Raw genomic sequence first — 255 nt, forward strand, 5'->3', positions numbered from 1 at the left:
GGAGCCTGCCCATCTGATCGATCATCGCTGCTGCCACCGTCTCGGCGCTGTGGTCCCCGGGCAGGTGCAGCAGGATCGTGAACCGGGTGCTGCGCTCGACCAGAGTTCCGATCGCGGTGGAGTTCGCTCCGATAATCAGGTCTCCTTCCCAGTGTCCGGGCACCGCACGATCCTCTACCTCGGCCGGACGCTGACTGATCCTGAACGCGTCTTTGTAGGGGCTGTTGCGGTGCCGGTCAGCACTGTGCGGGACGC

Annotated in this window: 1 protein-coding gene; it reads right to left on the reverse strand. The window is 65.1% G+C overall.

Translation table 11 applies throughout. The features are described 5' to 3' along the window. Positions 1-255 (reverse strand): transposase (locus NGB94_RS16725; RefSeq protein ID WP_418910676.1); only part of this gene is annotated, 255 nt, incomplete at both ends.

It is taken from the genome of Arthrobacter koreensis (assembly GCF_035792275.1).
Lineage (GTDB): Bacteria > Actinomycetota > Actinomycetes > Actinomycetales > Micrococcaceae > Arthrobacter_B > Arthrobacter_B koreensis_A.